A 3,651-nucleotide genomic window follows, 5' to 3' on the forward strand; every position below is an offset into this window, starting at 1 on the left:
GGGTGCCGGGCGGGTGGGCACGGGCGGTTCGCGGGGTGCTGGCGGGCCGGGGTTCGCCGGTGCGCCGGGGGCGGCCAGGGCGGGTGAACCACCGGTCGCCGCGAGGGTCGCGGAGACCACGGCGGCGAGCCAGGCCCCACGAGTACGCGAGAACTTCACCTGATGTCGTTCCTTGCCTCGTCGTCTTTCGCTGGCGGGGGTGACAGCGAACGCGACGCTACGCCCGGAAGATCATCTCGTATAGCCACCGGCGCGGCGATGGCCATCGCTCAGGCCTGCGGTGCGGGGTTAAGCTCCTTCGATCGACCCCAAGTTACCGGGAGGTAATCATGTCGGAGGAGCCCCGCGTCGCCATCGTCACCGGAGCCGCACGCGGTATCGGCGCGGCCACCGCCCGGCGACTGGCCGCCGACGGACTGGCCGTCGCCGTGGTCGACATCGAGGAGGCGGCCACCAAGGACACTGTGGACGCCATCGCCGCCGCCGGCGGTCGGGCGCTCGGGGTGGGCGCCGACGTGTCCGACCGGGACCAGGTCGAGGCGGCCGTGGACCGGATCGCCAGCGAGCTGGGCGGGCCCGCCGTCCTGGTCAACAACGCCGGTGTGCTGCGCGACAACCTGCTGTTCAAGATGACGAGCGCCGACTGGGACACGGTGATGGGCGTGCACCTGCGCGGCGCGTTCCTGTTCAGCCAGGCCGCCCAGAAGCACATGGTGGAGCGCAGGTGGGGGCGGATCGTCAACCTCTCCAGCACCTCCGCGCTGGGCAACCGGGGCCAGGCCAACTACGCCGCCGCCAAGGCCGGCCTCCAGGGCTTCACCAAGACGCTCGCCATCGAGCTGGGACCGTTCGGGGTGACGGTGAACGCGGTGGCACCCGGCTTCATCGTCACCGACATGACCGCGGCCACCGCCGCCCGGATGAAGGTCGACTTCGACGACTTCCAGAAGCACGCCGCCGCCGAGATCCCGGTCCGCCGCCCGGGGCTGCCGGAGGACGTCGCGCACACCATCTCGTTCCTGGTGAGCGAGGGCGCCGGCTTCGTCTCCGGTCAGGTCATCTATGTCGCGGGTGGCCCACGGGACTGACCCGTACTCCCGACGAGGGCGCTTCCCCGGACGGGACGCGCCCTCGTCGCGGGGTCAGGCGGGTGCGCGGCGGGTGCGCCAGAGCCAGACCAGGCCGAGCACCGGCAGCACCAGCGGGATGTAGCCGTACCCGCTGCCGAACTGCGACCAGACCGTCTCGTCCGGGAACAGCTCCTTGTCGACCAGGCTCAGGATGCCGACCGCGATCACCCCGACCAGCTCCACCGAGCAGCACGCCAGCGCCACCCGTCGGCCGGTGTGCCCGGCGCGGGCCAACCCCACCGCCGCGACGATGTAGATGAGCGCGGCCAGACCGGAGAGCAGGTACGCCACCGGCGCCTCGTCGAACTTGGTCGCGATCTGCAAACCCGCCCGACTCGTCGCGGCGATGGCGAAGAGCAGGTAGACAGCGATCAGCAGCCGACCCGGACCGGCGTTCGTGGCCGGTCCGGCCGGTCGGGTCTCAACCACCGAGCACCTCCCAGGTCTGCTGCAACCGGACCACCACCACCGGGGTCACCAGGCAGACCGCGCACACGATCGCCGAGCCCCACCGGGTCGGCTCCATCCGGGCCAGCACCCAGGCCAGCGGCGGCAGGCAGACCAGCGTGACCAGGTAGCCGAAGAACGCGCCGGGCTCGCCGGGCCGGTCCCCGCCGCCCACCGCGACAACCGCCAGCACGGCCAACACCAGCAACGACACTTCGAGTGCGGCCAGACCGACGAACTGCACCCGGTCCGGCGGTCGTTGCCGCACCGCCACCACCAGCGCCCACGCCGCGACGAGCAGCGACAGCACGATCGACACCGTCGCGACGATCCCGTCCACCGGCGAGCTGGCCGTCGCTGCGCTGGTCATCGGTCCCATCCGGTCGTTGCCTCGGTCACCGGCACAGCCTACTAACCGTCGTAGTAATCGGGTGACCCCGCCTCGCCGCCGGGTGCCGCGCGCCCCCTGAGGTGCCGGCACTCACCAGCCAACGCATCCCGTGGGCGTCAGTCGCCCCCGGGCAGCCAGTAGACGGAGACGGCGAGCAGCGGTTCCGGTCCGTCGTTCCGGATCTGGTGCGGCACCCTGCTCTCGAACGCCGCGACGTCTCCGGCCCGCAGCACGTCCGTCTGGTCGGCGAACGTCAGGGTGCCGGTTCCGGACACGATGATCCACACCTCCCGGGACCGATGGACGTCGAGGTCGTTGGAGGTGCCCGGGGCCACCGACCAGCGGGCGACCTCGAACGGAGCGGGCGTCGCCGACGCGAACGGCAACAGCGCCCGGTGCACGGGCCCGCCTTCGGTGAAGTCGTACCAGTGTTCAAAGGTGGCGAGACCGCTGGTCACCGCCGGAATCGTGCTCGGCATGTCGTCGAGACTGCCGCGCCGTAACTGGCGTGTCTGGCGGCAATCGGACGTGGCGTTTCCGGGAGCGGCGCAGACTGGGCCCAGAGGCTGCGTGCCGACGGGCCCTTCGGCTCTGTCGAGCTAACCCGACGCCGTCATGGCCGGCGGGGCGACTAGCGTTGATCACGTCCGTGGCGTTGCCGCGGCGGGGGAAAAGCGGAGGTACACGTGCTGCGGTTCGGATTGTTCGGCACCGGTCACTGGGCGATCGAGACGCACGGGAAGGCGCTGCACGCCCACCCGGACGCCGAGTTGGTCGGGGTGTGGGGCCGCAACCCGGAGCGGGCCTCCGCGCTGGCCGAGCGGTACGGGGTGGCCGCCTACGCCGACGTCGACGCGTTGATCGAGCAGTGCGAGGCGATCGCCGTCGCGCTGCCGCCGGACATCCAGGCCGACATCGCGGTCCGGGCAGCCACCGCCGGCCGGCATCTGTTGTTGGACAAGCCGCTGGCGCTCAGCCTGGCCGACGCCGACCGGGTGGTCACCGCCGCCGAGCAGTCCGGGGTCGCCTCGGTGGTCTTCTTCACCCAGCGGTTCCAACCGAACGTGACCGCGTTCCTCGCCGCCACCGCCGCCGCCGGGGGTTGGCAGCACGGTCGGACCACCGCGTTCGCCTCGATCTTCCAGGACGGCAGCCCGTACGGCGGCTCGTTGTGGCGGCGGGAGCACGGTGCGCTCTGGGACATCGCCCCGCACGCGCTCTCGATCCTCCTGCCGGTGCTCGGTCGGGTGACCCGGGTGGCGGCGATGGACGGGCCGAACGGGATGGTGCACCTGCTGCTCACCCACGAGGGGGGCGCCACCAGCAGCGCCTCACTCTCCCTGGACGCCCCGACCGAGTCGATGGCCCGGGAGTTCGTGTTCTACGGGGAGAACGGCATCGAGAACGTCCCGTTCGGCGAGAACGACGCCGCCACCGCGTTCGGCGTCGCCATCGACCAACTCGTCGAGCAGGTGCGGACCGGCACCCGGGACCACCGCTGCGACGTCCGCTTCGGCCGCGAGGTCGTCGAGATCCTCGCCGCCGCCGAAACCGCCCGCACCGAATCCCGCACCATCCCCCTCCCCACCTGACCCCGATTCCGGCCCGATCCCGCCTCGACCCCGCCTGATTCCCGTCGGTCCCGGCCGATCCCCGCCTGATTCCCGTCGGTCCCGGCCGATC

General features: G+C 71.8%; 5 protein-coding genes. 2 read left to right on the forward strand and 3 right to left on the reverse strand.

Annotation, left to right across the window (positions count from 1 at the left end; all coding sequences use genetic code 11):
- Nucleotides 1-329: 329 nt before the first annotated feature.
- Nucleotides 330-1,088, forward strand: a complete 759-nt coding sequence (fabG, locus tag JM949_RS34495) for a 3-oxoacyl-ACP reductase FabG (protein ID WP_203152227.1) — start codon at nucleotides 330-332, stop codon at nucleotides 1,086-1,088.
- Between the two features lie 54 nt (nucleotides 1,089-1,142).
- Here fabG and JM949_RS34500 read toward each other — a convergent pair whose 3' ends face one another.
- From JM949_RS34500 to JM949_RS34510, 3 genes are all read right to left on the reverse strand, one after another.
- Nucleotides 1,143-1,559: a hypothetical protein gene (locus tag JM949_RS34500; protein WP_203152228.1), complete on the reverse strand. Its 417-nt coding sequence runs from the start codon at nucleotides 1,557-1,559 to the stop codon at nucleotides 1,143-1,145.
- Nucleotides 1,552-1,947, reverse strand: coding sequence for a hypothetical protein (locus tag JM949_RS34505; protein ID WP_203152230.1), 396 nt, complete (start codon nucleotides 1,945-1,947; stop codon nucleotides 1,552-1,554). The genes JM949_RS34500 and JM949_RS34505 overlap by 8 nt, the downstream gene beginning before the upstream one ends.
- A 137-nt stretch (nucleotides 1,948-2,084) precedes the next feature.
- Nucleotides 2,085-2,447 (reverse strand): cupin domain-containing protein, encoded by a 363-nt coding sequence (locus JM949_RS34510; protein ID WP_203152231.1) that lies wholly within the window; start codon nucleotides 2,445-2,447, stop codon nucleotides 2,085-2,087.
- A gap of 207 nt (nucleotides 2,448-2,654) precedes the next feature.
- On the opposite strand from JM949_RS34510, the gene JM949_RS34515 reads away from it, so the two are divergent.
- Nucleotides 2,655-3,560 carry a Gfo/Idh/MocA family protein gene (locus JM949_RS34515; RefSeq protein ID WP_203152233.1) on the forward strand — a complete coding sequence of 302 codons (906 nt, stop codon included), beginning with the start codon at nucleotides 2,655-2,657 and terminating at the stop codon, nucleotides 3,558-3,560.
- The last annotated feature ends 91 nt before the right edge of the window (nucleotides 3,561-3,651 follow it).

The organism is Micromonospora tarensis (genome assembly GCF_016803395.1).
GTDB lineage: Bacteria > Actinomycetota > Actinomycetes > Mycobacteriales > Micromonosporaceae > Micromonospora > Micromonospora tarensis.

Bases quoted from the DNA above. Each gene is read 5' to 3' on its own strand.
- JM949_RS34505 (WP_203152230.1), bottom strand. From the start codon at position 1,947: ATGACCAGCGCAGCGACGGCCAGCTCGCCGGTGGACGGGATCGTCGCG.
- fabG (WP_203152227.1), top strand. From the start codon at position 330: ATGTCGGAGGAGCCCCGCGTCGCCATCGTCACCGGAGCCGCACGCGGT.
- JM949_RS34510 (WP_203152231.1), bottom strand. From the start codon at position 2,447: ATGCCGAGCACGATTCCGGCGGTGACCAGCGGTCTCGCCACCTTTGAA.